The sequence below is a fragment of the Microcoleus sp. N9_B4 genome (assembly GCF_036701635.1).
Taxonomy (GTDB): domain Bacteria; phylum Cyanobacteriota; class Cyanobacteriia; order Cyanobacteriales; family Microcoleaceae; genus Microcoleus.
On the sequence record NZ_JAUBRC010000024.1, the window covers coordinates 43,509 to 70,221 of the forward strand.

A 26,713-nucleotide genomic window follows, 5' to 3' on the forward strand; every position below is an offset into this window, starting at 1 on the left:
CCCTGCAACTTCAAACCTTCTCCTGAACATTCTCGCCCAACAAACCCCCTGGCCGAAAAGCCAAAATCACCACCAAAACCCCAAACACCCAAGCATTAGTCCAGCGGCTCGACAAATACTGATCGCTCAAAGACGACAGCAACCCAATCAAAACCCCCCCCAACATCGCCCCGACAATATTGCCAATTCCCCCCAAAACCGCCGCCGTAAAAGCCCTCAAACCCGCCGTAAACCCCATCGTAAACACAATAGTATTGTTGTACAAACCAACCAAAATTCCCGCCGAACCCGCCAAAGCTCCCCCAATCAAAAAAGTCAGAGCAATAATCTGATCTACATTAATCCCCATAATTTTAGCAGCATCGCGGCTTTGAGCCGTTGCCCGCATCGCCTTTCCCAGACGAGTGTACTGGACAAAAACATGAAGCAAAACCATCAATACCACAGCCACCACCAACACAATTAAATCTTTCGTAGTAAATACAATACTCGTTTGAATGCCCAAAGCTTTGAGAATATCAACTCGCGGCAACAAATCGGGAAAACTTTTCGGCGCCGCAGAATTAGAACCCATCACCGGAATAAAAGCTTTCAATCCTCCCCAAAATAACCCCATATTTTGGAAAATAAAAGAAACTCCAATTGCTGAAATTAAAGGAGCCAAACGGGGAGCATTTCGCAAAGGTCGATAAGCATACTTTTCGACAACAATATTCAGTCCAGCACAAAACACCGAACATACAATTAAAGCAACTAACATCACCGGTATAGCAATAGCTAAAGGTGCGCCATCTTGAATCCCAAAAGCCCCGAACACGGTTAGGGAAGCAAAAGCGCCCAACATATACAAATCGCCATGAGCAAAATTGATTAACTCAATAATGCCATAAACCATAGTGTAACCCAAGGCAATAATTGCAATCAGCGCACCATTGACAAGTCCCACTAACAATTGTTGAATCAAAACTTCAGGATTGCTGACTATTTCTCCTACGATTTTTGGCAAATCAAATCCTGCGATCGGGCCTAAGAGCAAAACTATATAAACTACACCTAGATATAAGAGAATACTTTTCCAGTTCTTCATGTTTTTGAGTAATTGGGAATTGGGAATTGGGAATTGGGAATTGGGAATTGGGAATTGAGAATTGGGAATCGAGAATCGGGCGTGGGACATTGGAGGGAGAAGGAAAAAGGCATAATTTTGGATTATCCCTTCTTCCTTCTTCCTTCTTCCCGATATCCGTTACATCCGTTACATCCGTTATAAAATCCGTTGCCGAACTTCCCTCTTCCTTCTAATTAATTATTCGGTCTTGAGCGCATTCACGAACTCCCACTTGCCACCTTTAACAACATTTCCGGACATTGTAGTCAAGCTCGTGTCGCCGTTGGTGTCAAAACTCCAAGTGCCGAGTACCCCGTTAAAATCTTTAGTTGCCAACACAGCTTCGCGGATAGCAGCGCGGTCATTTTTGCAAACTTTATTAATTGCGCCGATCGCAACTTTAGCAGCTTCATAGGCGTAAGCTGCATAAGCTTCCGGTTCAGCATTATATTTTGCCTTGTAACTTTCGTACCACTTCGCACCCACACCAGTCAATTCTTGAGGAGGCAAGCCGCCAAAAGTAGCGTAAACTCCTTCGGCATCTTTGCCTGCCGCATCAATTAAAGCTTGCTCTTTAATGCCGTCGGGCCCCATGAACTTAACTGCTTCAGGCGTCATTCCGACATTTCTCATGTCTTTAATTATTTGTCCGGCGTTGCTCTGAGTAGTGCCTCCAAGGTAAATCATGTCAGGATTTAAAGCTTTGATTTTATTCATTAACGCCTTATAGTCGCTAGCTTTAATATCAATTCCCTCTCTTCCGAGGACTTGAATTCCCAACTTTTTAGAAGTTGCTTCAAAAACGTCAGCGATGCCTTTGCCGTAGAGCTCTTGGTCGTCGAGAATGTAGACTTTTTGCACGCCCAAAGATTTCGCCCAGTTGCCAGCTACAGCCCCTTGAAGGTCGTCAGCGGGGACAACGCGGGTGAAATTACGAGTGCCAGCGGGATAATAAACGTTGGGTTCTTTAGCTTCGCCTTTTCCTGGTTTAGTCAGTCCCGGATAAGTGTTGGCCGGACTGATCATGACGATGTTAGCTTGGTTGAGCACGGGAATGGAAAGTTTGGCGGCACCGGAGTTATAGTGACCGATGACGGCAACTACCGAACCGTCAGCTACGGCTTTGTTGGAGTTTGACGTTACTTGGGCCGGGTCCCATTTGCCGGCGGCGGCGGTGGCGTCATCGAAAACTTCGTATTGGATTTGGATTTTGCCGTCGCAAGCTTTCGAGTTGGTTTCGGCGAGGGCTTGTTGGATGCCGTTGACCATTGTTTGAGCTTGACCCAAGGCGCTGCCTGTCATGGGCAGCATGGAGACAATTTTGACAGTATTTGGGTCTCCGGGGCTGCTGACTGCGACGGGAGTGGCTGCGGGACTGGTTCCGGGGCTGCCTCCGGGAGTTGTGGCGGTGGGTGCTTGAGGATTTTGACAGCTAGCGCACAGAGAGGCTATTCCGGCGGCAAAAAGTAATTTCCGCAATCCTCCGACGCCGAGATTCTGTGTTGAGTTGATTTTTGGGGATGTGGCACTTTTGCCCCCTGACTTCTGGGAAAAGTTCATAGGTTGGTTCGTTTGTTGGTTGCGTTTTTGCATATTTTTCACTCTAGTCAGTATGTAGTCAAGAGTTAGCACAAGTTTAAAAAATTTGTGTCAACTCTCAAAGATACACTGCTGCCGCAAGAAGGTCGGGACTTGGGCCATATGTGATATCAATGTCGGCGATATCCAAAGTTTAGACTTGAAAAATGTCTTATTCGCCTAGTTCTGCGTGGTATTGTGCGATCGCAGTTTGGATTTCCTCGGCCGAGACGTTTGCTTGTTCTGATTTCGAGTAAATCAGGTGTAAGACAACCTGAGTCGGTGATTCAACTTGATAAATCAAACCATAACCACCGATATTACCCACTTGGGCATCACTGTTTTTAGCCCGGACTTTGTAAACGGTGTATTGGGTTCCTGCAATCTGGTTTCCGATAAAGTTCCCTTGGATAATCTCATCGAGGACGGGCTGAACATCGGTTTGAATTTGGCGATACTTTTTAGTGAGTCCTTTGAGGCGACGTTTGAAAAGTGCCGTGAATTTGAGTTGGACTGGCATCTCAGACATTGATGCCGTCCCAGAGCTCCTCGATGTGGAAGGTTTGTCCCGCTTTGGCTTGGTGGAGGGAGGCTTTCAGGTCAGCGAGGATTTTGTCGTTGGAGTCGGTGTCTGAGTCAAAATCCGAGTCGAAGTCTGGGGCGAGCGCGGTCTGTGTCCGACTGGTCAAAAATTCCAGGAATGTCAGGGTTTGCTCTAAAAGCGATTCAGGAGTCCGTTCGATCGCTTCTAGAAGGCGTTGTTTTATCGGCGACATAAGATGACCTCTCAATCTAGCTCCTCTCATCTTATATGCAGTTAACTGGAGCGGCGATCGAAAATCTCAGTAAATGTGTTGACAGTGTGTATACAATATTTTAGAATGTAAGTATTATAAAGCTACTGGCTCTAATTACAACTATTTTTAATCAAATATGCACATACCACCATCTGAAGGGTCAGTCAGCCAGACCCGCGATGTCACAATCAACATTCGAGCTAAGCCAAATCAACGCGCTGTAATCGATCGCGCGGCCCAATTACAAGGAAAGAGTCGATCGGAGTTCATGCTTGAATCAGCTTACCAAAAAGCTCAAGATGTGATTCTAGACCGCTGTTTTTTTGGGTTAGATGAACTTAAATTTAAGCAATTTTTGGCGCTGCTGGATGCACCGCCTACGCCAAATCAGAAGCTAAACGCATTACTAAAAACAAAATCTCCGTGGGATTAGATCGAGATTTAGAACAACTCTGTCCGCCTGAAAAACTGAACTCGTTACATCAAATAGAGACCTTTGATTCAGGCAACAGTCAGTTGGATGAATGGCTCAAGCGTCGCGCTCTGAAAAATGAGTCAGAGGGGGCTTCACGGACTTATGTTTTGTGCGATCGCCAAGCAGTCATTGCATACTATTGTCTTGTAAATGGAGCAATAGCACAAACTGCTGCAACGGGTAAAGTTCGGCGCAATATGCCCGATCCGATTCCTGTTATGGTGATTGGACGGCTTGCAGTCGATCGCAACTGGCAAGGCCTCGGCATCGGACGCGCTTTGCTGCGGGATGCAATTCTTCGCACTTTGCAAGCTGCTGAGATTGCAGGGATACGGGCAATTCTCGTACACGCTATCTCCGAAGATGCGAAGCTGTTTTATCAGAAGTGCGGGTTTACTGTGGGGCCGATCGATCCGATGACACTTTTGGTGAAAGTTAGCGATGCCATTGCTTCACTTTAGCTCAGACGTTAGTTGCTCTCGTTGGAGGTTTCCTCGCGCATGATTGAGTTGCAATCGGATTTAGAATATGTAGTGAGCGATCGATTAAAAGTCTCTTTAGATGCGATCGCGCAATTTTGCCAGCGCTGGAACATTGTCGAGTTTGCCCTGTTTGGCTCGGTGCTGCGGGATGATTTTCGCCCTGATAGCGATGTGGATGTATTAGTTACTTACGAGCCATCCCACCGCCTCACGCTGTCTCATTTATTGAGTATGCAGGAAGAGATAGAGGATTTATTTCACCGTTCTGTAGATTTGGTGGAAAAAAAGCAGTTAAAAAATCCCTATCGGCGATCGAACATTTTGAAAACCTATCGAGTGATTTATGCAAGCGGGATATCATGCCCGGTCAAATCCCTCCGCTTAGCGCTTGAGGGCGATCGCTCCGGTTTGTAGTGAGGAATTTAGTCCGCAGGATCGAAGGACTAAAGCCCTCACTACAAACTAATCTTAATCGATATCATTCAATCGGACATCAACTACGGTAGCTGACCTAATTTTTGAGTAAGAATCGCTACAGCCACTTCGTAATCGTTTCCGAGGAGGTAAGCGAAATGATAATAGCTGGCAAGATAGAAATCGCAACCAAACTTCTGATAGCGATCGCAGATCGCCAGAAATCCATAACGGGCATCGCTGGGCTTTCTGAACCAATCACGATGGTAAGAGTCCTGAAGAAACAGGGTGAGTGTCTGTTGGTCAGCACTCGGAATCAATCGAATGGGATGGATGCTGGCATGGTGCGATCGTGGCACTGGCAGCAGCAGGTTATACTCTTCAACTGTGAGAAAATCTGCCAGACTATCTTCGGATCTCTCAAAGTAGGATTGCTCCGGTAACTTGAGAAAATGGTGCCACGCCATCCAAAATTCGTGTTTGCTATCAAATCCTGGATCGATATCTAATCGCCACTGTTGATCCTGACATAAATCATCGAGAACATCTTGGGGCAAATCCGTGATTTTCATAAATCGTTTCCCTGCAATCCTTTTAACCGCCTAGTTCGACTATTCTAATAGATATCTAGAGCAGCAAGAGATATTTCAAAAGAGCGATCGCCCGCCAATAAAAGGTGCGCGCTCGCACTCCACTTATTCCTAATTCTCTAGCTCCTTTAACGGTTCAAACACCAACAGTGCATCCATCGCCCGCAGAGCCTCCGACATTCGCAAATCGTGCGTTCCTCCCACAGTAATATACCGCTTTCCTTTCTGCTGAAGAACCTCAACAAACTGTTGGTGCATAGTCATTCGTAAATGTTCGCTTTCTCGCGTTCCATCCTGAACAAACCCGAAATCCGGCTGAGTCAAAATATACAAATCGTAGCGGCGGCTGTCTGCAATTTTTTCGACCATCGGGTGTTCGGAACCAAGGTAACGTTTGTGCCAAATACAAGTAGCTAAAGAATCTGTATCGCAAATAACGATTTTGTTAGCGCGAGTAGCAATATCGTCTTCTATAGCAGCTTGTTTTTTGGCAATTTCTACAAATTCATAGCTGTCCCAAATTTCAGGATCGGGGGAATATTGCCTACCTTCCCAGTAACAGCGGCCGTATTCGGGAACCCAAGCAGTTTGGTAGTGTTGTGCGAGCGATCGCGCTAGGGTAGTCGTGCCGCTCGATTCTACACCCACCACGCAGACTCGTTTGGCAAAGTAGGCTTTGGCTGGGGGAGTCAGCATTTGCCAGTGTTCGGCTAGGTGCGATCGCAATTGCGTTCCAGAAATCGGGAATTTGAGCCGTTCGCGATCGACTGCAAAGTGTTGAGCTCCCATCAGTTTTGCCCAAGGTTCGCCGTAATCTTCTGAAGTAAAAGCGATATCGGGTTTTCGCCCGGAAAGCACCTCCAGAGTCCTGTGAGCCCAAGGTTCGGGGGCTTCCGGTAAATCGTCGAGCACTTCGATAACTTCTGCGTCGGGATGCAAAAACCGAATCCAGTCGGCTCTAACGTTTCCTGCAACTGCTTGATTTGTTTTGTAACAGGCGAGAACGATTAAATGGTCAACCTTTTTTTTAGCTTCTCGAATTAAGTAGTCGTGTCCTTTGTGGAATGGGTAAAATTTGCCTACAGTAACACCGAGGATCATAAAGATTGCTGCTGTTTTAACTTTTGTTCCGAGTAAATCCGCTGAAAATTTTGCAGTCCGTAAATTGCCATCAACCAAAATATCGCGTACAAAATACTCGTCAGATACAGCCCCCGCGAGGCATACAAGGGAACGTAAATCGTGTCTGCAACAATCCACAAATACCAGCTTTCGAGATAGCGTTCCATCAGGTACAACTGGGCGATCGCACTTAAGATGGTCGTCAGAGCGTCCCAAAATGGTGCTGCACCGCCCAAATATACTAATACTGTTCGCAAGCCAAATACGCCTACTGTAACTAAGACTGCGGTGAGGATGAGCCAGCGTTGATCCATGCGACATACAGGTTTTTCTCTGCTGTTTTCGCCACCCCGCAGCCAAATATAAATTGCTTGCAAGCTCGTGATTAAATAGAAGGATTGAAGCGCAACTTCGCCGTAAAGTTTAACTTGATAAAACACCGCAGCGTAGGCGATAACTCCGATTAAGCCGATCCACCAGCCTAGGGGATTGTTTTTAGCAAGCAGCCAAACGCTCCAAGCAGAAGCGATCGCGGCTATCGCTTCGATTAAGTCGAGTTGGATAGGGACAAACCACTGCACTGAAAGCAGGAGCACGAAGATGCTTGCTGCGAAGCCGATTAAGTTTGGCAGGTTCGCTTTTTTCATGGCAATCCCTATCCCGTCGGCTGGCTATATTGACTGCGAAATCAAATCCGAATCCTTTTTGTCCTTTGAGCGATCGACACTAAAATCTTCATAGTACGATCGCTCAGTATTCACATCCCACAAATCGTGCTTTTCGCCGAGAATATTTCTCACAGCCAGCATCCCCGTCAGCATAGAATGGTCTTGGTTGTTGTATCGGTGCATACCATTTCGCCCGATCGTCTGCAAATTCTCAAATCCCTTCAAAAAACCTTCAAGTACCTGCAAGTGTCCTCGATATTCCCCATCATAAACTGGATAAGCTTTAAGTTGCCGTATGACAACTCCATCTTCCACATCAGCCGTTGTTGCTAACCCCAAACCAACCAACTCGCGAGTTGCTAATTCGACAAGTTCCGCGTCCGACATTTCCCAAATATCGTCGCCTACGCTACAGAAATATTCCATTCCTAAACAACTTTTGCTGACATCGGGAACTAAAGCGGCGCTCCAATTCTTAAAGTTTTGAATTCGTCCCACTTTGACTTCGGGGGAGTGAATGTAAATCCAGTTGTCAGGAAATAAATCCTTGCGATCGACAATCAGCGCTACAATCAAAAAATCTCGATATTTGAGCGATCGCGCGGCGTGCAATACCTCTTCGGGGGGCTGCGGTTTCATTCTTGCTACCAGCGCCGATATCGGCATACTCGTAATGAAATTATCCGCCGAATATTGAATTAATTCTCCGTTTTGCTCCGCAGTAATACTTTTAATCTTATTACCTTCCCGCTCAAAGCTAATCACTTTAGTATCGAGATAAACTTTGCCGTCTTTATTCTCCACAGCTTCCGCGAACTTTTCCCACATCATCCCCGGCCCCAAAGCCGGATAATCAAACTCTTTGATTAATGTTTTAGTGTCGTTGCTGCCAAACAAAGCATTAATAATTGCAGTCGTCAGCGACAATCCTTTAATCCGTTGCGCCGCCCAATCTGCTTGAATTTCCGAACAAGGAATGCCCCAAACTTTTTCAGTGTAAGTCTTAAAAAATGTTTTATACAACCGTTCGCCAAAACGATTGATCACCCACTGTTCAAAAGTTTTTTCTTCCGTAAGTGGCCAAATTCTCACTTTCAGATAGCTCAAAATAATCAGCATACTCTCAATTATGCCCAAATTAAAGAGAGTATTGAAGGCACTGATCGGATAGTTAAAAAATTTACCTCGATAAAAAATTCGCGACAATCGTGGCACTTTAATAAACTCATTACCCAGTACCTCTTGCCACAACTGCTGTACGGCTTCAACTTTAGTATAAAAGCGGTGGCCGCCAATGTCGAAACGATAGCCTTTGTAGGTTTCGGTGCGAGCTATTCCCCCAACTTTATCACCTTTTTCTAGTACAACAGGGATGATGCCTTGCTTGACGAGCTCGTAGGCAGCAGTCAAGCCCGCAGGACCTGCACCGACGATCGCAACAGGATAATGTTTCACTCAGCCTACCTCCAGCTTTTTTATCGAAACTCTACAGTTATTTATAACTTGTCAAAGGGATAGATGCACCCGTGAATACCCTGAGAAACTATCGATCGACCTGATGTTTAAGCACAATTTGCCTTGATTTATTGAGCGGATACCGGCAAGCTAACTTTGCCAGTCACAGGCTTTTTTTGGTATAAGTAGCGACCAGTGCCGATCGCGAATGCCAGTCCGCTGTAAAAGTAGAAAAGCCAGTGCCACGGAATAGTTTTCAGGGCAAATAGGATACCGTGTTTACGGTGAAAAAATCGGTAAAGCGGTGCATTAATTGCTACCAGCGGTATGGCCAGCAAACCAGCCAGTAGCAGAAAGCTCAGCGACCAGCAGGTTCCCAAAATTGCCAGCAGCACTGCATAAGTTAAAATCACGCTGATGCGGTTTGAAACTTGCAAGTTGAGGTCGTTATTCAATTGGCGATCGCGCCAAATCAGTTCTGTCCAAGGCAGTGCTCGGTAGAAAAAGTCAGCTTTCACCATACCCATAGGTTTCCACCGCTTTAAATGTTTCACCTGCAATGTTTTGCACAGCCGAATGTTATAACCTGCTTGTTTCAAACGGTAGCCGAACTCAATATCTTCGATCGAAGCTTGGCGGTAACTCTCATTAAAGCCACCCATTTGCAAAAAAATTTCCCGACGAATCACTCCGCAAGCGCCCCAAAAAGTCGAAGCTTCTTCGTTACCTGTTTGGTGCACGTAGTGGTGCAGCAAGTTCCTGTACTGCGATAGAAAATCAGGATCTCCAGGAGCATCGTCGTAAGAGCCAATGAAAGCAGCTAAGTAGGGATTATTTTTGAACACCGATATCGCATAGCCCACAGCTTCTGGACAAACAGCGACATCAGCATCCACAAAAAACAGAATATCTCCCTTTGCAGCTTGGGCACCCAAATTCCTTGCCCGCGCTGGCCCCCCGCATTCGGGAATCCTGATGACTTTGGCACCGAATTCCTTGGCAAGACGCCAAGAACCGTCACTTTCGCCATCTGCTACTACAATAATCTCGATCGGCCTGGGCACAGCTTGAGCCAGTTTTGACAAACAGGTGCGGAAGTATGCGCCCCCGTTGTGGACTGGGATAATAACGGATACAGTGGGATCGGCGGTAGAAATCATTACCTAAATTGTTGAAATTGCAGGGGCTAAAATTTGCTGGAATTTTATTGTTGCTACTTTACGAAGGGTAAAATTAGCTCTACTTTTTTATTTATAACTCGATTGCTGTTTGTATTCAACTAGATTTTTTGCTGGCATTCTCGATTGGATTTTCCCCAATTCATACCTGTATTCTACGCCATATCTTGCTGAGACTGACCTGATGCAGACAACAGCTTTACAAAATCTTTAAATATAGGATTGTTTGTGTAAACTTGCGAAAAAGCACCCGCAGCATTTTTGTGCGGCTGTGTTGTACCGCACAAGACTGTGATTTTATAAGTAAGTACACCGTATAAAATCAAACATAATTTCTACGGATACCCGGGAACTGTCAGGACTTGCGCGGTACAATTTCTTTTACAGACCTCATCCGCGAGTGACTCCTGCACCAAGTGTCGATCGCGACAGCGGACTCAATTCACATTTTATGACTTTTGGCAATATATTTTAAATATACGTCTTAAAATTTCCGACGCTGTACGATCGAGCTTTAGTAATTTGCTAACATACCCTTAGCTAGCTCCCTTTGAACCAAAACTTTTACGTAAACCATTTTTTTTATTACATGAACACCTCCCAAAACACTTTAAATCAGCCCTTAGTTTCAGTCATCATACCAGCTTTCAACGCTGACAATTTTATTGCTAAAACCTTAGAATCTGTCTTATCTCAAACTTATCAAAACATAGAAGTTTTAGTAGTTGATGACGGCTCTACAGATACAACAGCCGAAATCGTCCAATCTTTTGCTCAAAAAGATAGCCGAGTCAGCTTATTCCACCAATCAAATGCCGGCGTCGCCGTCGCCCGCAACCTAGCAATTGAAAAATCAAAAGGCGAATACATTGCTCCCATCGATGCCGACGATATTTGGTATCCGCAAAACCTAGAAAAACAAGTTAACTGCCTGAATTCCTCAGCACCATCTGTCGGAGTTGTCTATTCCTGGTCCGTTGATATAAATGAAAAAGACTTGCTCACAGGTGGATTTTATAACTCCACCATCGAAGGAGAAGTTTACACAGCATTAATTTATAAATATTTTATAGGCAATGCCAGCTCATCTCTAATCCGCCGCGTTTGTTTTGCAAAAGTCGGCGGTTACAACGGCCAACTTAAACTAGAAAACGCTCAAGGCTGCGAAGACTGGGAACTTCACCTCCGCATAGCCGAACATTATCAATTTAAAGTCGTACCAGAATACTTAGTTGGCTATCGGCAGATTGCCAGCAGTATGTCTAGCAACTATGCAGCAATGGCAAAATCTCACTCTTTAATTATGGCCGATGTCCGGCAGCAACATCCCGAAATTCCCAGTAGCATTTATCGCTGGTCTAGCAGCAATTTTTACATTTACTTAGCTGTCAAAAGCAACCGCAGCGGCAATCACCGCAGTACATTATCTTGGTTGTATCGAGCTTTCAAAGAAGATTTATCAATGGCACTTTTGCGCCATAATTTGTATCTGCTCTTTATAGAAAGTATATTAAAAATAATAGTTATACCGCTAACTGAATCAGGGTTAGAGTTAAAACCAGCATCTGAATCGAGTGAAGGGACGACACTTGCTAGGATTGAGACGCGGACGAAGGCTCACAGAATGTTACCCTCGCAAGTATATGAAAGAATGCGAGTCAACACTTTAGGAAATCTAAAATCTAAATAAACCCGACATTGAAAAACCCGGTTTTTTGAATAACCGGGTTTTTGAGGAAGCGAGAGGGTGTTTAATTATGCCAGCTTGCTAGATCGAGAATCAGGAAAGAGGGTTAAATAAAAAAATCTAAATTTTCCATTCTTCCTTCTTCCTTCTTCCTTCTTCCTTCTTCCGTCTACTTAATCTCTCTAAGCGTGAGAAGCTGTAGCAGTTTGAGCTTGCGGCTGCTTACCATCGGGCGAAATAGATTCCCCTTCAATAAACGAGCGCAACATCCAAGCCATTTGCTCGTGCTGTTCCATCAAACCAGTCAAAAAGTCTGCGGTTCCATCATCCTTAAACTCTTCACCGCACTGTTCAACGTGTTTGCGGAGATTGCGAATAATCAGTTCGTGGTCATCAACTAAACGCGCTACCATTTCCGTAGCCAAAGGCAAATCGCCGATATGTTCTTGAATGGAGCCATACTTCAGAAAACCCTCAGCAGTACCAATGGGATAGCCACCTAAAGTTCTCACCCGTTCAGCCATAGCATCGATATTTAATGTTAACGCCTGATAGTGTTCTTCCCACAACTGGTGGAGCGATCGAAACTGCGGGCCCACTACATCCCAGTGATACTTTTTGGTTTTGATTAACAGCAGATAAGCATCTGCCAGGTCGTGATTCAATAGTTCGATAACGCCTGCACGCTGCTCGTCAGATAGACCTATGTTTAACTTACGCATAGAAAATTGTTCCTTCAAATCTAACTTTACTATTAGAACAAATTTCGCCCGCCACTTACATCAACCCAGAGGACGATCGAAGACGAGTCAAATTTAGTAAAATATCTGCTTTCCAGGTTAAAGTAATTGCAATATTGATACCCTTAGATAGATGCAATCAAACTTATTGTTCCGAAGCGCCTTTGTTTGGCGATCACACCGATTGGGCGGCAGGCGATCGCCCGCTCAATCCCGCTATATAAAAAGGCTGCACTCTGATTGTTAGTAAAAATCAAGGAATTTATGCCCAAGGTGCCGAAGGTAAGGAACATCACACACACTTAATTGTGCGGGCGGGTTTAAATGACGGCATAACGGACTTGCAATTAAATATAACCCCATTTATCCTAGAAGGCTAGGAAACAGATTTTCGGACATGAGCGGTTCTGATCTGTGTGATTGGGATACTAGAAATGATATTGAGTCAAACCGTTAGATAGACGTTCAAGGATGCTGCCAAGAAACAGACGGGCGATCGCCGTCGAAACTTTATGGCAAAAGTGGCGGAAGACCCAGATTAAATACAGCCGTGAAACCCTTTGTCCCATCTGGTAGACGGTCGGGAGAAGTTTTGTGCTCGCTTCACCTTCAGGAACACTTGCTGCTGTGACCACCACACCACTAAGCCGAAGGTATCAACCGCAGTGCCGCGTTTTGGGCCCGCAGGTGCATGAAGGCTTTGTCAAACCAGACCCTCTGATGAACCATCGTTGCAGTGACAATTGTTGAAACCTGGTTTTTGGCGGATGGCGTGTCAGGACAGATTAAAAAAAGCAGTCCTCAGCGTTTGCAGCGAGGAGGAGATCGAGGGCATTACAGTTTTTCCTATGTGGGGAATACGGGCTAAAGTAGCCGTAGGAAAGATTGATCCATACTTTTACTAACTGTGCTACTTTCATCAGAAATTTGGGTTTGAAACCCCGTCCTTCTAGGACGGCTTTACATGAATTTTTGTTAATACCTACCATTTCACCCAAGACGTGCTAGTATGTGAAATGGTGTACTTAAAATAAGTATGACACTAAAAGCCTTCAGCTATCGATTCTACCCAACGCCGGAACAAGAAAGTTTGTTGCGACGTACTTTGGGTTGTGTTCGTTTGGTCTACAACCGTGCTTTAGCCACAAGAACTGAAGCTTGGTACGAAGAACAGAAACGGGTAGGCTATGCTGAGACTTCTTCAATGTTAACCGAATGGAAGAAAACAGAAGAGTTGAATTTTCTCAATGAAGTTAGCTGTGTGCCATTGCAGCAATGTTTGAGACATTTACAAACGGCTTATACCAACTTTTTTGATGGGCGGGCCAAATATCCTAACTTCAAAAAGAAACGCAATGGTGGTAGTGCAGAATTTACCAAGTCAGCATTTAAGTTCAGAGATGGACAAGTCTACCTAGCAAAAAGCACACAAGCGTTACCAATTCGCTGGAGCCGGACACTACCTGATGGTGCAACACCATCAAGCTTAAGCGTGAAGCTTGCACCATCAGGTAGGTGGTCAGTTTCTCTGCTGGTGGATGTTGAAATTGAAGCATTACCCAAAACAGATAATCAAGTCGGTATCGACCTGGGAGTTACAAGCTTGCTCACTCTAAGCACTGGCGAAAAGATTGCCAATCCCAAAGGATTCAAGGCAAAGTATCGCAAACTCTTAAGAGCGCAGAAAGCTTTAAGCCGGAAACAGAAAGGGTCAAACAACTGTCACAAAGCACGGCTTAAAGTAGCGAAAGTGTATCAAGAAATCACTGATGCAAGGAAAGATAGTCTTCACAAGTTAACAACGCGGTTGGTGCGTGAAAACCAAACCATCGCCGTAGAAGACTTAGCTGTGAAGAATATGATTAAAAATCCCAAACTTGCCGCTTCTATAAGTGATGCAAGTTGGGGGGAATTAGTCAGACAACTTGACTACAAGTGCGATTGGTACGGTCGTACTTTAATTAAGATTGACCGATGGTTTCCGAGTTCAAAACGGTGTGGTAATTGCGGACACATCGTTAACAAGATGCCGTTGAATATCCGGGAATGGGATTGTCCTAATTGCGACACTCACCATGACCGAGATATTAATGCGGCAAAAAATATTTTGGCGGCAGGGCTTGCCGTGTCAGTCTGTGGAGCGACCGTAAGACCAGAACAGAGTAAATCTGTTAAGGCTGGTGCGAAATCCCCGTCAGGGACGGAAGCAGAAACCTAAGTCGTGAGTCTTAGGAATCCCCGTGCGTTTACGCCGGGGTGGATGTCAATGTTAGCTGTAAACCATCATGCGGGAAATCTGCCAGAGCGTGGAAACCATATTTGAACGGCTGTTAGACGAACTTAAAAAGTCCACTCGCGCGTCTGAGCAGAACTGCCAAGATGTAGCAGGGCGACTCGCAGCAGAAGTCAACAGGATATGCACTGAAAGCCAGCGGATTCAAGCCTCCGGAGATATAGAAGGTTCAGCCCAGAGCCTCGCTCAGCACCGCTTGCAACAATGCCTCCACTATTACAATTTAGGCTCCGGGCCCGGGCGAGTAGAATTGCACAGTACCCTCAGCGCGATCGTCTATCGCTACATCACCCCTCCGCAGGTGCAGTCTAGCTATCAGGCGCGAGTAGAACTGATCAAAGATTTTTTGCAAGGATTTTATCTCGAAGCTTTAAAGGCATTCCGGCGTGAAACCCAACTGCCACCTACCTACAGTCCCCGCACTCGCTTAGAACTAGCAGAGTACATGGCCTTTGTAGAGCGCTTCGGCAAGCGGCGCATTCCTTTACCTCGGAACCGCAGCCAGCAACTAATTATTTTACGGGCCCAAACCTTTTCCCAGCAGCAGCCCAAAGAAACCTCCGTAGATATGGAACAAGCCGCCGACGGAGGGGCTTCCGATTCCGACCAAACTTGGAACGACACCTCGGTGCACTCCGTGCGGGAAGCGATGGCCGGACAGGGTTCCGCTGCAATTCGCCCCCAAGGCGACGAGTCAGAATCTCTGCGGCAAAACGTGATTGACGAATTAGTGGCTTACTTGAAAGAGCGCAATCAACAAGACTGCGCCGATTACTTCGTACTGCGCTTGCAAGACTTACCGACTAATGAAATAGAGTCGCTTCTGGGCATAACTCCCCGCCAAAGAGATTATTTGCAGCAGCGCTTCAAGTACCATTTGCTCAGGTTCGCCATGTCGCACCGCTGGGAACTCGTTCACCAGTGGCTGGAAGCAGACTTAGACCGCAATTTGGGTTTGCTGCCTTCTCAGTGGCAGGCTTTTGGCGAGCAAATTGGCCCAGAGGGACAGCGTTTGCTAAAGTTGAAACAACAGGGTCTGTCAGAGTCAGCGATCGCCCAAACCCTGGGCAGCACGGTAGCCCAGGTACAGAAGCGGTGGTTTAAATTGCTGGAACTTGCGTGGGAATTGCGAAATCGTTCAGATTCCGGAGAAGGGGCATCTAGTGATGAATAACGAAACGAACAGGGATGCAGAGGCTTTCGATCGCCATTTTTTAGACTGGATATTGCAGGCGCCGATCGCGAATACCTCTAACGAAGATGAGGAAAACCTCAATCCATCCCCTCGCTCAGAAGAGTGGGGCGACACAGAAGACAATTCCGGGGTGGAATACTGGGAATGGGACGAACCAGACCCGCTGGACTATCAAGTGGGGGCGCACAACAATGCACCCGCACAACCGCTGACAATTGGAGAAATACCGACCGTGCAAGACCGTTTTCAGACCTTGTTAAAAGAAAGGCTTAGAGCCGAAATTGAATCTAACCCGCCGCTGTTCCCCTGGGAAACAGAATTCAAAAGCTACGACCACGATTACCCAGACGATGTAGCCCCGCAATGGGTTCCCCCCCTACATCTCTGGACTCCCCAACTACAAAATATCAGGTGGGGCCGCCTGCCAATTCCGATCGCCCAAGGGGTTTTTGCTCAACTGCTAGAACCTTGTCAGGAACTGGTAATGTCGTCGCTGCGGCAAGGCTCGAAGTTAGTTCGCGCTGTAGATGGCTTATTTCCGGGCCAGTCTCAGGAACTCAACGAGTTAGCTGGTTTAGTGCTCCGAGGTTCTTTGCGGGGACTTCTAGATTTAGAAGATTTCCCGAATTACGAAGCAGCCAGTACCGATCAACAAATGGTGCTGTCGCTGTTGGCCGCCAAGGAAATCATTGAGTCTCTAACTTTGGATTGTCCTGTGAATCAGCCGCCGGTTTCGCGGGAGTGGCTGACTGGTTTGGGTTCGCTGACTCTGGAGGCTCAATACCTCTCGAACCCCAACAGAGAACAGCCAATGCCGTGTTTAAGAGTTGAGTGCCAGTTTCCGGGGGCAGGAAGTTTGGAACTCAAGGGAGGAGATGCCGAAGCAACTGCACATCGTCCGAATTCCGGGCATTTAAGTGTGGAGTTGTTTGACCCACAACCGAACAAGACTTATGCCCTAGAAGTTCGATTCCAAAACTTCGAGAATAGACCTTTGATGTTTGCTATTCGTCCAATTTTGGCAGGACAAGATAGCAACTAGAAAGGTTTAATTAGAGTAAATAATTTAGGTTTTTACTCTGTGGTTTGACCTCACACAAAAACAAATGCAATCCCTCGACTTCTGTCGTGGAAAGCGAAAAAAATTAGATCTTAGTTCAAGCCCCCAGATTCATCTGTGAAGTTAATCTGTGGATTCAATCTAAAATCTAAGGACAGGGAAATAAGATTTAGATATTAGGTAAAACCCAGATTAATCTGTGGATTAAATCTAAAATCTACAATCTACAATCGTTTGACAGAGAAATAAGATTTAGATATTAGGTAAAACCCAGATTAATCTGTGGATTCAATCTAAAATCTAAAATCTAAAATCTAAAATAGTTGGATGGGTGCACATGACAACTGATAACCTGCGAAATATACCTGTTTTGGGTAAGCTGTGGGAGCAGATTGAGGCGATGCCTCCGCCGGTGATTGAGGATTCTTTACTGCTGCGAATCCTAGTTCAGTTGTTGGTAATTGTGGGAATTGTAGCTACTGATGTTGCTGCTGAAGAAGCCCAGAACCTGTGGGCTGTGCCTGTTAGTATTGTGGGAGCAACTTGGAGTTGGTACCGCCGCCGCGATCGCAATGTAGCTGCTAAGTTCTGCATAGCTATTGGAATGCTGGTGGCGCTGTTCGCTTTTTTTAGCCGCTTGGTGGGAGAATTGAACGATACGCGGTTAGTTTTGGCGCAACTGTTAATCCAACTTCAAGTGCTGCACAGTTTCGATTTGCCTCGCCGCAAGGATTTAGGCTATTCGATGGTAATCGGGCTAATTTTGTTAGGGGTAGCAGCGACTCTTAGCCAAACCTTGACTTTTGGGCCGCTGTTGTTGGTGTTTTTGGCTTTAGCACTTCCGACTTTAGTGTTGGATTATCGATCGCGCTTGGGATTTTTGAAGCCAGAAGCCATGGGCGAAAAAGCACAAGGTAAAGGAAAAAATGAAAGCCTGTCGCTATTTGCTGCTACTTTATCCCCAAAGAATTTTGCTTGGCTGCTGCTGATAACTGTCGGGTTGGGGCTGACTATTTTTGCGTTTTTGCCGCGCCTCCCTGGCTATCAGTTGCGGACTTTTCCCGTGAGTGCTCCTATTGAATATCAGGGGGAGTTTGACTCGCGCAGCATTCTGAATCCGGGGTATGTTAGAGGGGGAAATGAAAAAGGAACTGGCGGAGGAAGGGGGAGAAACCCAGACTCTGGGCCAGGAGAGGTGGACTCTACTTTTTATTACGGTTTCAATCAGCGCATTAATCAAAATTTGCGGGGGGAAATGAAACCTCAAGTGGTGATGCGGGTGCGATCGCAGGCTGCGGGTTTTTGGCGGGTGTTGGGCTTCGACAAATACACCGGTCAGGGTTGGGAAATTTCTCGCAACGACGACGCTTTTAAGGTGAATAGACCTAGGTGGTCTTATCAATTTTATTTGAATCCTTTTCCCAATGCGCCTCGCACTCAAGAGGTGATTCAAAGTTATACTATTGTTGCTCAGTTGCCGAATTTGATTCCGGCTTTAAACAAGCCGAGGGAACTTTATTTTCCGACGACAGAGGTGGCGGTTGATGCGGAGGGGGGTTTGCGATCGCCTGTGGAATTGGCGGAGGGTTTGACTTATACGGTGATTTCTAATGTGCCTTTTCGCGATCGCTCTTTGTTGGGGAAAACGGGTACTAATTACCCGAAAAATATTCGCAAGTTTTATTTGGATGTGCCGCCGGAAATTGCCCAGAAGGTGCGAGAAAAAACTGAAGAAATATTGGCAGCAAGAACTAGAGTATCTCAGTCGGACAGACCGATCGATTCTCCTTACGAAAAAGCTTTGTATTTGGCTCAATATTTAAAGCAAAATCCGAATTACAAAATAGAAAAAGCTTTGCCTTACTTAGAAGAAGGTGAAGATTTAGTCAATGGTTTTCTGTTTGGCTACAAAAACACCCAGGGCGGCCAAAAAGTTACTGGCGGATATCCCGACCACTTTTCGACGGTATTGACAATTATGCTGAGGTCGATCGGGATTCCGGCGCGGCTGGCGGGGGGTTTCGATACGGGGGAATTTAACCCGTTTACGGGTTTGTATGTTGTGAAAAATACCGACGCTTTTTTGATGACGGAGGTATATTTTCCCAATAACGGCTGGTTTGCTTTTAATCCGATTCCCGGTTATCCGCTGATTCCGGCTTCGGTGGAAGACAACCAGACTTTTAGTGCGATCGAATCGTTTTGGAAGTGGATCGCGGGTTGGCTACCGACTCCTCTCAGAAGCGGGCTCGATTCAGTCATAGGTTTTGTAATTGGCTGGATAACTTTGATTTTGGGCTGGTTTCTGGGACAGTTTGCTAAGGGTTGGGTGGGGTTATTTACTGGTTTGATTGCTGCGATCGGCTTTGGCTTTATTGGCTGGTTAATTTGGCAACTGTGGCGCAAGTGGCGCCACCGCCGCTGGCTGGCGAAGTTGCCGCCTGTGGAGGGGGTTTATCAGGAAATGTTGAAGGATTTGGCGAGTAGGGGTTTCGCCAAGCAGAAAGCTCAAACGCCTTTGGAGTATGCTGAGGCAATGCGCGGTAATCATGCAACTGATGAAGCTGAGGTGATTGATGAAGTTTCGCAAGCTTACGTGCGTTGGAAGTATGGCGACGAAGCGGGAAATGTGGGCCAGTTGCGGCAGTTGGTGGAAAATTTGAGGCGATCGCACTTGAAGAAACTCAAAAAGCGCTGGTTTTAGGCGATAAGGGTAGGAAAAAAAGCGTGGCTTGCCTACCCTGTTGAGAAGTTCGACTAGCTCTTATTTAATCTTAATAAGTAACCCTCCTTATACTTGTAAATTTGCACCAGAAGGTACTCAATTATGAAACGTCCTACATTTGATTCCTCTCAACTCATCCGACGTGCTGAAGAGTTGATGGCGGCATCTTCCAATCGCTACCGCATTACTGTTCAAGTTGCTAACCGTGCCAAGCGCCGTCGGTATGAGGAATTTGACAGTATGGATGACCACCAGATGAAGCCAGTAATGCGAGCAATTTTCGAGATGTCAGATGAACTGACCAGCCCAGAGATTATTGGTGAATTTATTGAACCTTCATTTGAAGGAATATCGCCAACACCCGCACCAACACCCGCACCAACACCCGCACCAACACCCGCACCAACACCCGCACCAACACCCGCACCAACACCCGCATCAACACCCGCACCATCGCCGACCAATACAACATCATCGCCACAAACCAGCGAACAAATTATTCAAATAAATACTGAAGTCAATGCTAATCCTCAACTACGACAACTCAAGCAAGAATCTAATTCAAATGCTTGGAATAGTCTAGTTAATTGGATTGGTGAATCTATTGGTGAAATTAATTTTGCTGCATCTGAATCGTCTGTTAAAAGGCTAAAGCACAGCTACCGAGACAAATCTCCCTATGAAATTGCTGTATCCGCTCAATAAATCGGGGTAACAGCAAAAAAGAAGGTTCACAATCTAGGCACAGCATGGTAGAATATGATTCATGACGCAAGAATCATCTCCTCAAAAATTAGTAGAGACCTTACTGCAAAGCCTTGACCCATCTGCAATTGCTGACGAATCATTGCGTCGTCGTACAGTGTCCATATTGCTGAACCTTGTAGAGCAATTACAAGCAGAAACCAGAGAATTAAGGTCAGAAAATCAAAGATTAAAATCCGAAAACAATCGCCTGAAAGGAGAACAAGGCAAACCAGAGGTCAAAGCTAATGGAGCGAAAAAGTTAAAAGAGAACTACTCATCCGAAAAAGAGCGAAAAGCACCAAAAAAGCACATTAAAAGTAGTAAAAATGCTCTGGTCAAAGTTGACCGAGAAAAAATCCTGGAGTATCCTGAAGCAGAACTACCATTCGATTCAGAATTTAAGGGTTATGAAGAGGTAATAGTTCAAGACATTTTACTGAAAACAGATAACGTGTTATTTCGGAAAGAGAAGTATTACTCACCTTCAGAAAAGAAAACATACGTTTCACCGTTACCATCCGGATATGATGGAGAGTTTGGCCCCGGAGTAAAAGCGTTAGTTATGAGCCTGTATTACGGGGGAAACATGACTCAAGGGAAGCTATTAGATTTTTTAAGCAATATGGGGATTTCAATGTCAGCCGGTTATTTATCAAATCTGCTGGTAAAAAAATCATCAAAGTTTGAATCAGAATTTAACGAAATGTATGTATCCGGATTAGCAAGTAGCCCTTGGCAACACTTAGACCAAACAAGTGCGCGTGTTAAAGGAGTAAATCACACTACAAATATAATTTGCAACCCATTATATACAGTTTATTCTACAACCTTAAGAAAAGACCGATTAAGCGTACTTGGAGTATTACAGAACAACCCAGAACTTGAGTTTATTCTATCTCCACTTACTTACCAGCTATTAGATAAGTTCAATGTACCCCAGAAGTGGAGCCATCAAATTAAAGGATTGCTAAGAGAAATTCCGTTGAAGGGTGATGAGTTTAACTCCTTGCTGAATCAAAATCTGGGTGCTGTAGGCTCTCAACATCGTACCAGGATTTTAGAGGCAGCAGCGATTGCTTTTTATGCTCAGCAATCCCAGATTCCGGTAATAAAAACTCTGGTGACTGATGATGCACCCCAGTTTAAATTACTCACAGATGATTTATCTTTATGTTGGGTGCATGAAGCAAGACATTATAAAAAGTTAAGTCCATTTGTTACTTGTCATCAAAAAAAGTTAGACAAGTTTCTTGATGATTTTTGGGATTACTACCGAGAATTATTAGCTTACAAAAACTCTCCATCTGGGTTAGAGAAGCTCAGACTCAAATCAAATTTTTGGGAAATTTTTGGCAGTCCCTCTGGTTATGAACAATTAGATGAACGAAAAAAATTAACTTTGAGTAAAATATCTGAGTTGCTTTTAGTTTTGGAGCATCCGGAATTACCTTTACATAATAACCCGGCAGAATTAGCTGCTAGAACAATCGTGCAGCGACGAAATATTAGTTATGCAACCCAAACTTGTGAAGGAACTAAGGCGATGGATGTTTTCATGTCTCTGGTGGCGACTACCCGCAAATTAGGAATTAGCTTTTTTGAATATATGCACGACCGTATTTCTTACCTGGGAAATATTCCATCTCTAGGGACGATTATTCGTCAACAATCTTCGGTTTATTCTCTGGGTGTGTCCTGGTCTGATTGAAGAAATTCAAAAAAATATAAAGGCTCTGAATTATTGGCCATTGATTCCTGTAGTAAGTGTCGTATAAACCCACGGTTAATTGTGACTTTAGTGGCTAAAAAAGACTATGACATTCTTGATTTTATGATTAATAATATGTCATATTCTACCATGCTGTCCCTAGATTGTGAACCTTCTTTTTTTACTGTTACCCCGATTTATTGAGCGGATACTTTTTGGGCAAAATCTATCCCTACATGAATTTCTGAAATAAGTTGATAAACTACCAGCGCAAATGATAGAATAAAAAGAGCAAGCAGAATAAGTAAACTAACTAATTCTCTTTTTAGTGATTGATTGAGATAGGTTTTCATAATTTTAGGGGATTGGGTAAAAGTATTTTTGGTTAGCAATATCGTCAGGTAGCAAGTCAGTTCAAAGTGGTTTTTTCAATCTAGGAGGCGATCGCGCATCACTTCCCCCTCTGATATTGGCTAATCAATGACCTTAACTGTTTTTCTTGAAACCCTTTAGCTAATTCACACACCCGCTCGGCAAAAGGAATAAACTTCTCATCCAATTTTTTTAAATTCTCAGCTTGTTCGATAATTGCTTTCAAGTTGCCTTTCATTACTAGATCGTGCAAAATTTCAATATTTTCCGCTGGAGGAGGCAATAGTGAATCTGCCCGGGCAACCTGACTATTTTGTTCGCCCTTTCGAGGGACAGCAGGCGACAAATTTGCCAACTCTTCATACACCCAAGTTAACCCTAAATGCTGGTGCAACAATTCAAACAGCTCATAGGCTTGAACGGGTTTGGGAAGAAAAGCGTCAGCGCCAGCAGCCAAACTCTTATACTGGTCAGTTTCAAATACGCTAGCAGAGGAAACAATCGCCACCATATTTTTTAATTCGGGCAATTCGCGCCGCTGTCGCATTAACTCAAACCCATCCATTACTGGCATTACCAAGTCGGTGATAATCGCATCGGGAATTAACGAGCGAGCTTTCTCTAACCCCTCAAGTCCATTGGCAGCTTCAGAAACTTCAAAACCCATAGGTGAGAGCAAATTAACAATCACAGAACGATTTTCCCACCTGTCATCAACTACCAGAATTTTCCGCTTGCTGCCTTGATAGCCAACAATTGTTCCTTTTGATTTAACGACAAGTGCAGCCTTCCATTCGGCGCTACAAGGCAAATCCAAATCAAACCAGAATTGACTCCCTGCCTGTGGCTTGCTGGTGACTTGAATGCTACTGCCCATGATTTGGACAATTTTGAAGCTAATTGCTAATCCCAATCCCGTTCCTTCTGCCATGCGACCCGTGTCGCCTACTTGCTCGAAGGGTTGAAATATCTTTTGTATTTGTTCGGTACTCATCCCCACCCCTGTATCTTCGATTTGAAACCGGATTTTGTCGATCGCACTTAGTCCAGTCGATTCAGATTGAAGCGCTACTGACTCGACTACCCCGACTTTAAACGTTACGCTGCCAGCATCGGTAAACTTAATTGCGTTGCCCAAAAGGTTAATCAACACTTGCCTGAGCCGTTTTTCGTCCGCCTGAATGCTGTTTGGAAGTGATGGGGAAAATTGGCAAATAAAAGACACGCCTTTTTGTTGAGCTTTTAAGCTACAGATTTCGCTGACTGCTTGAAGAAACAAAGGAAAATGGAATTCTGTGGGATGTAGTTCCATTTTTCTAGCTTCTATTTTCGATAAGTCTAAAATATCATTAATCAGCGTTAATAAGTGGGAGCCGCATTGGTAAATGATGTTAATAGATTTGAGTTCTGTTTTTGGAAAGATGGGCGATCGCATCAAAATTTGAGCGTACCCCAAAATACCGTTGAGTGGCGTTCGCAACTCGTGGCTCATATTCGCCAAAAATTCGCTCTTGGCTTTGTTGGCTACTTCCGCATTTTCTTTAGCTTCTTTTAATTCTGCTGTGCGTTCCTCGACACGGATTTCTAACTCACTATTAGTTTTTTCTAAGGCGGTAAAAGACTCGCGCAACTGACTAGCCATTTGGTTAAACGAATTGGCCAGCAAGCCCAGTTCTTCGATATCATTTACCTCAACTTTTTGCTCTAAATCGCCGTTAGCGATCGCCCTACTTGCATCCCTCAAACGCAGAATCGGGTTGGCTATCCAGCCAGAAGTGAAAATTCCGAGAGTGATAGCTAATACTAATGCTGAAAGACACAGCAAAATAGTAGTTTTGGTATTGGCATTAATTTTATCCATAAAGTCGGCTTCAGGGATGGCGACTACAATTAGCCAGTCCAAACCCCGATCGTCGCGCAGAGGAGTTACTTGAATAAATTCTCGCCTCCCGTCCCTCTCAAAATCAAGTTGTTGGCTGCTGTTAATTTGGTGCAGGTTGCCGAAGCGTTCTTGTAACTTCTTTGCTGTTAGTTTAATTAAGGAATTATTGCTTAATGAGGCTTTAATTCGCTCTGTTTCTTCACCCTTAATCACAAATACGGGATCGAGGGTTGAGGTACTCACCAGCATTTGCTCCCGATCCATGATGAATGCTTGCCCCGACTGACCAATTTTCAAGCGGTTGAGATATTTATTAAAAGGAAGGAAGAGGATGTAAGTGCCAAGTACGCCTTGAAGATTGCCAGACTTGTCGTATAAAGGCTGCGCGGCTGTGATCCCCAGTTCTTTACTTCTAAAATCAGCGTAAATTTCACTCCAAATCGGTTTGCCTGCGTTCGTAGCAGCCGTATACCAAGGCCGCGATCGCGGATTGTAGTTGGTAGTAACTCGCAGTAACTCGCCTCTATTTCCTTCTTTATTTGTCAAATAGTTATACAACTTTCCGGCAGTTAAGCTATTCATGCTCCCCACCTGAAACTCACCGTTATCTATACGTTTAGCTAGGAAAAAATCTTTGCCTGAAGCGCTACTGTAAAAATTAAAAGAAACTGTGGTAAAGGCTTGAAGTTGATTCCATAGGTGGAGTTCCAGACTGCGAGCATTTTCTACGTCTACTTGACCTGAGCTAATAGCATTAGCATTGACTTGATTAACCAAGTGGGCAGTAGCTACATAAGCTTGAAGGCGTTCGGAGATGCGATCGCTAATTTCACTCCGCAACTCTGCGGTCACCTCGTTAACAGCTTTCTGTCCGTTGCGTAGGGAAAGCCACCCCACAAGCCCCACAGCCGCGAAGATTTGTAGGACAAAAGGGATGACCAGAACTCCACGCAGGGGAAATTTTTGAAAGCGATCGGCTTTTGGGCGCATAACAGATTTAACCCACCAAGTTCCTTATTATAACTGCCGATATCCTATCGGTAACGTATCTCACATAACATTAACTTGAAAAATTGAATGAAGATTTCTTACAATCTATGACTGCTTTATTGGTATTTCCACAGAGAACTCTGTTCCCTGACCGGGTACTGAAGAGCAACTCAGTTGACCCCCGTGTTTCTCCACCACAATCTGATAACTAATACTCAATCCCAACCCCGTCCCCTTCCCAGTTGGTTTTGTGGTAAAAAAAGCTTCAAATAACTTAGACAGCACCGGCTGCGGTATCCCAGGGCCATTATCAGCAATTCTGATTCGGATAAAATTGTCGTTGACTAATTCTGTGCGAATTGAAATCGTAGGATTTCGTACCGCCTCACCTGTTTTCTCCTCCAAAGCATCAATTGCATTGGCAATTAAATTCATAAAAACTTGATTAATTTGTCCCGGATAGCATTCAACTAGCGGCAAGTTACCGTATTCTTTAACTATCTCAATAGCCTGACTATTGCCACAAGCTTTCAGCCTGTACCGCAAAATTAACAAGGTACTGTCTAGCCCTTCGTGAATATTTGCCGCTACCTTAGTTGACGTATCCGTTCGGGAGAAATTTCGCAAAGATACACTAATATTGCTAATTCTTTCGGCTCCTACCTTCATTGAATTAATCATATTTGGCAGGTCTTCAATTAAATAATCCAGCTCAATTTCCTCAGCATGATCGGAAACTTCCCGCACTGGATTAGGATAATGTTGATGATAGACTTCTAAGTGGCTGAGCAAGTGTGTGATATATTCAGAAGCGTGGTTGAGATTGCCGAAAATAAAACTAACGGGATTGGTAATTTCGTGAGCTACGCCAGCTACTAACTGCCCCAAACTAGACATTTTTTCGGTTTGCACTAAGTGAACTTGAGCTTGTTTTAAATCCTGCAAAGTGCGGGATAATTCAGCCGTTCGCTCTTCAACCCGCTGCTCTAATTCCTGATTTTGCTTTTCAATTTTCTTAGTCAAATAATTCAATTTTAACTGCAATTGAATCCGAGCTAACACCTCTTCTTGTTGAAACGGCTTAGTTATGTAATCTACTGCCCCTAAAGACAGACCTTTAACCTTATCAACGGCCTCAGACAGAGCACTCATAAAAATTACGGGAATGCCCCTAGTTAATGAATTTGTTTTCAGGTGACTGCAAGTTTCAAACCCATCTATCCCTGGCATCATTATATCTAACAAGATCAAATCTGGGAGTGAATAGCCCACTTTTTCTATAGCACTTTCTCCATCTTGTGCCACCCAAACTTCAAAGGACGCATTATCTAACAAATCATAAAGTATCCCTAAGTTATTTGAGTTGTCATCGACGATTAAAATAATATCTTTTTTTTCGGTTTCTGCGTTCATTTCTTGTTTCTCCTGTATTAAGTAATCAAGGACA

General features: G+C 44.7%; 21 protein-coding genes and 1 pseudogene. 10 read left to right on the top strand and 12 right to left on the bottom strand.

Annotated elements, in window-relative coordinates; genetic code table 11:
- Nucleotides 1-10: 10 nt before the first annotated feature.
- The 4 genes from QUA43_RS17235 to QUA43_RS17250 form a co-directional block, all read right to left on the bottom strand.
- Nucleotides 11-1,087: a branched-chain amino acid ABC transporter permease gene (locus tag QUA43_RS17235; RefSeq protein ID WP_333375461.1), complete on the bottom strand. Its 1,077-nt coding sequence runs from the start codon at nt 1,085-1,087 to the stop codon at nt 11-13.
- A 219-nt stretch (nt 1,088-1,306) separates the two neighbouring features.
- Nucleotides 1,307-2,701, bottom strand: coding sequence for a branched-chain amino acid ABC transporter substrate-binding protein (locus QUA43_RS17240; protein ID WP_333375462.1), 1,395 nt, complete (start codon nt 2,699-2,701; stop codon nt 1,307-1,309).
- Between the two features lie 157 nt (nt 2,702-2,858).
- Nucleotides 2,859-3,215, bottom strand: a complete 357-nt coding sequence (locus tag QUA43_RS17245) for a type II toxin-antitoxin system RelE/ParE family toxin (RefSeq protein ID WP_333375464.1) — start codon at nt 3,213-3,215, stop codon at nt 2,859-2,861.
- Nucleotides 3,208-3,462 carry a hypothetical protein gene (locus QUA43_RS17250; RefSeq protein ID WP_333375466.1) on the bottom strand — a complete coding sequence of 85 codons (255 nt, stop codon included), beginning with the start codon at nt 3,460-3,462 and terminating at the stop codon, nt 3,208-3,210. Before QUA43_RS17250 ends, QUA43_RS17245 begins: the two co-directional genes overlap by 8 nt.
- 157 nt (nt 3,463-3,619) lie before the next feature.
- Here QUA43_RS17250 and QUA43_RS17255 point away from each other — a divergent pair, with 157 nt between their 5' ends.
- From QUA43_RS17255 to QUA43_RS17265, 3 genes are read left to right on the top strand one after another with little or no spacing between them, the layout of a single operon-like run.
- Entirely contained in the window at nt 3,620-3,916 is a 297-nt protein-coding gene (locus QUA43_RS17255) for a DUF1778 domain-containing protein (RefSeq protein ID WP_333375469.1), read from the top strand.
- The gene (locus tag QUA43_RS17260; RefSeq protein WP_333375470.1) at nt 3,907-4,419 is read left to right on the top strand and encodes a GNAT family N-acetyltransferase; all 513 of its coding nucleotides are present in this window, start codon (nt 3,907-3,909) and stop codon (nt 4,417-4,419) included. The genes QUA43_RS17255 and QUA43_RS17260 overlap by 10 nt, the downstream gene beginning before the upstream one ends.
- 39 nt (nt 4,420-4,458) lie before the next feature.
- Nucleotides 4,459-4,854, top strand: coding sequence for a nucleotidyltransferase domain-containing protein (locus QUA43_RS17265; RefSeq protein ID WP_333375472.1), 396 nt, complete (start codon nt 4,459-4,461; stop codon nt 4,852-4,854).
- Between the two features lie 83 nt (nt 4,855-4,937).
- On the opposite strand, the gene QUA43_RS17270 is transcribed toward QUA43_RS17265, so the two are convergent.
- The 5 genes from QUA43_RS17270 to QUA43_RS17290 form a co-directional block, all read right to left on the bottom strand.
- Nucleotides 4,938-5,426, bottom strand: a complete 489-nt coding sequence (locus QUA43_RS17270) for a hypothetical protein (protein WP_333375474.1) — start codon at nt 5,424-5,426, stop codon at nt 4,938-4,940.
- A 129-nt stretch (nt 5,427-5,555) separates the two neighbouring features.
- Nucleotides 5,556-6,545 carry an AAA family ATPase gene (locus QUA43_RS17275; protein WP_333375475.1) on the bottom strand — a complete coding sequence of 330 codons (990 nt, stop codon included), beginning with the start codon at nt 6,543-6,545 and terminating at the stop codon, nt 5,556-5,558.
- Complete coding sequence (pnuC, locus tag QUA43_RS17280) at nt 6,542-7,213, bottom strand: nicotinamide riboside transporter PnuC (protein ID WP_333375477.1); 672 nt, start codon at nt 7,211-7,213, stop codon at nt 6,542-6,544. The genes QUA43_RS17275 and pnuC overlap by 4 nt, the downstream gene beginning before the upstream one ends.
- A 24-nt stretch (nt 7,214-7,237) precedes the next feature.
- Nucleotides 7,238-8,689, bottom strand: coding sequence for an NAD(P)/FAD-dependent oxidoreductase (locus QUA43_RS17285; RefSeq protein ID WP_333375479.1), 1,452 nt, complete (start codon nt 8,687-8,689; stop codon nt 7,238-7,240).
- Nucleotides 8,690-8,817: 128 nt separating this feature from the next.
- Nucleotides 8,818-9,849 (bottom strand): glycosyltransferase family A protein, encoded by a 1,032-nt coding sequence (locus QUA43_RS17290; protein WP_333375481.1) that lies wholly within the window; start codon nt 9,847-9,849, stop codon nt 8,818-8,820.
- Nucleotides 9,850-10,456: 607 nt separating this feature from the next.
- On the opposite strand from QUA43_RS17290, the gene QUA43_RS17295 reads away from it, so the two are divergent.
- The gene (locus QUA43_RS17295) at nt 10,457-11,557 is read left to right on the top strand and encodes a glycosyltransferase family 2 protein (RefSeq protein ID WP_333375483.1); all 1,101 of its coding nucleotides are present in this window, start codon (nt 10,457-10,459) and stop codon (nt 11,555-11,557) included.
- 179 nt (nt 11,558-11,736) lie between these two features.
- On the opposite strand, the gene QUA43_RS17300 is transcribed toward QUA43_RS17295, so the two are convergent.
- On the bottom strand, nt 11,737-12,276 hold the full coding sequence (locus QUA43_RS17300) for a Dps family protein (protein WP_333375486.1): 540 nt from the start codon (nt 12,274-12,276) through the stop codon (nt 11,737-11,739).
- A 1,054-nt stretch (nt 12,277-13,330) separates the two neighbouring features.
- Here QUA43_RS17300 and QUA43_RS17310 point away from each other — a divergent pair.
- The 6 genes and pseudogenes from QUA43_RS17310 (at nt 13,331) to QUA43_RS17335 (ending at nt 22,022) form a co-directional block, all read left to right on the top strand.
- Nucleotides 13,331-14,512, top strand: a complete 1,182-nt coding sequence (locus QUA43_RS17310; protein ID WP_333375488.1) for an RNA-guided endonuclease TnpB family protein — start codon at nt 13,331-13,333, stop codon at nt 14,510-14,512.
- A gap of 67 nt (nt 14,513-14,579) precedes the next feature.
- Complete coding sequence (gene hetZ / locus QUA43_RS17315) at nt 14,580-15,761, top strand: heterocyst differentiation protein HetZ (protein WP_333375491.1); 1,182 nt, start codon at nt 14,580-14,582, stop codon at nt 15,759-15,761.
- Nucleotides 15,754-16,824, top strand: coding sequence for a hypothetical protein (locus tag QUA43_RS17320; protein WP_333375494.1), 1,071 nt, complete (start codon nt 15,754-15,756; stop codon nt 16,822-16,824). Before hetZ ends, QUA43_RS17320 begins: the two co-directional genes overlap by 8 nt.
- Before the next feature lie 355 nt (nt 16,825-17,179).
- Nucleotides 17,180-19,546 (top strand): transglutaminaseTgpA domain-containing protein, encoded by a 2,367-nt coding sequence (locus QUA43_RS17325; protein ID WP_333375496.1) that lies wholly within the window; start codon nt 17,180-17,182, stop codon nt 19,544-19,546.
- 123 nt (nt 19,547-19,669) lie between these two features.
- A pseudogene (locus QUA43_RS17330) lies at nt 19,670-19,891 on the top strand (DNA-directed RNA polymerase subunit omega); the annotation flags it as partial.
- 442 nt (nt 19,892-20,333) lie between these two features.
- A complete protein-coding gene (locus QUA43_RS17335; RefSeq protein ID WP_333375497.1) occupies nt 20,334-22,022 on the top strand; it encodes a bZIP transcription factor in 1,689 nt (562 codons plus the stop codon).
- Nucleotides 22,023-22,473: 451 nt separating this feature from the next.
- Here the strand turns inward: QUA43_RS17335 and QUA43_RS17340 are convergent, their stop codons facing one another.
- A complete protein-coding gene (locus QUA43_RS17340; protein ID WP_333375500.1) occupies nt 22,474-25,266 on the bottom strand; it encodes an ATP-binding protein in 2,793 nt (930 codons plus the stop codon).
- 105 nt (nt 25,267-25,371) lie between these two features.
- The gene (locus tag QUA43_RS17345; protein ID WP_333375502.1) at nt 25,372-26,679 is read right to left on the bottom strand and encodes a response regulator; all 1,308 of its coding nucleotides are present in this window, start codon (nt 26,677-26,679) and stop codon (nt 25,372-25,374) included.
- Between the last annotated feature and the right edge of the window lie 34 nt (nt 26,680-26,713).